The sequence below is a fragment of the Acinetobacter sp. YH12233 genome (assembly GCF_013417725.1).
In the GTDB taxonomy this organism is placed as follows: domain Bacteria; phylum Pseudomonadota; class Gammaproteobacteria; order Pseudomonadales; family Moraxellaceae; genus Acinetobacter.
In genome coordinates this window covers 1-1,034 of record NZ_VPDK01000095.1, presented here as the reverse complement: position 1 = coordinate 1,034, position 1,034 = coordinate 1, and the positions used below count along the sequence as shown (strand labels likewise).

General features: G+C 40.2%; 1 protein-coding gene. It reads right to left on the bottom strand.

Annotated elements, in window-relative coordinates; all coding sequences use genetic code 11:
• Window positions 1-20: 20 nt before the first annotated feature.
• On the bottom strand, window positions 21-1,034 hold a 1,014-nt coding region (locus FTV12_RS16405), incomplete at its 5' end, for an IS4-like element ISAbe18 family transposase (RefSeq protein WP_180034347.1).

The window sequence follows — 1,034 nt, the reverse complement described above, 5'->3', positions numbered from 1 at the left end:
CATTGCTGTCCCACAATTTTTCACAAGAGGAAGCTCAAATGAGCTTCCTCTTGTTTTATGGGTATTTTATCGGGTGAAAATAAAGCTTTTAAAGTTCTTCTTTCAAACAAATTCACTTGAATTATTCTGAGTAAACGTTGAACTGTCCAACCTGTTTTTCCTAAATGTTGAGCGAAACTCACCAATAAATAGGCGATCATCGCAATCCAGATTTGTGTCTGAATTGCGTTCCTGCTGCGGCCTAGAAACGCTTTTAATTTGAGATTCTGCTTAATCGCCTTAAAGAACAGCTCAACTTTCCAACGATCTTTATAAATCGCCGCAATGGTGGAGGCGGCTAAATGAAAGTTATTGCTGAGAAAGCTAAAGTGCTTGCCACTTTGCTGATCTCTATATTCAATTCTTCTTAACACTGGGGCTTTTCTTTTTAGGGCATGTGCGCTATTCAGCTGAATGGTTTCATCTTTTAGAATACCTTTGGATTCAAGCACTGGATGTTGCTGGATCACCTGATACACAGATTTAGGCCTAAAACGTGTGACAAATCCAATGTTTTGAGCAGTCAGATTTGCATACCATTGGTAATCGACATAGCCTTTATCAAAAACTACAATGCTGCCAGCAGGAAACTGGAATTTGCGGCCTTGTACCATGTCATTTTCTTTGCCATTTTCAACTGCAACAAACTCAGGAATATCATTGCTGTGATTCAATCCTATACTGAGTTTCATGCTGGCTTTTGAGTCGTGAACTTTGGCCCATTCACATAAGGAAAGCGACAGGTCAATATGACTGGCATCCAAGGAATACAAGGGATTCTTAAAGCGAAATTTATGAGCGACTTTTGAGTGGTCATAGTATTTAAGCAACTTGTAAAATAGCTGTTGATACAAGGCAGCAGGCTGCTGCTCATTGATTCGTGCCAGCGTGCTTCGGGGAATAGACTTTGCTCCGAGATGACTTAGCTTTTCCTGTTGGCACTCCAAATTGGATTGAATATCTCTCAGACTTTGCCTACAAGAGAATTGAGACAT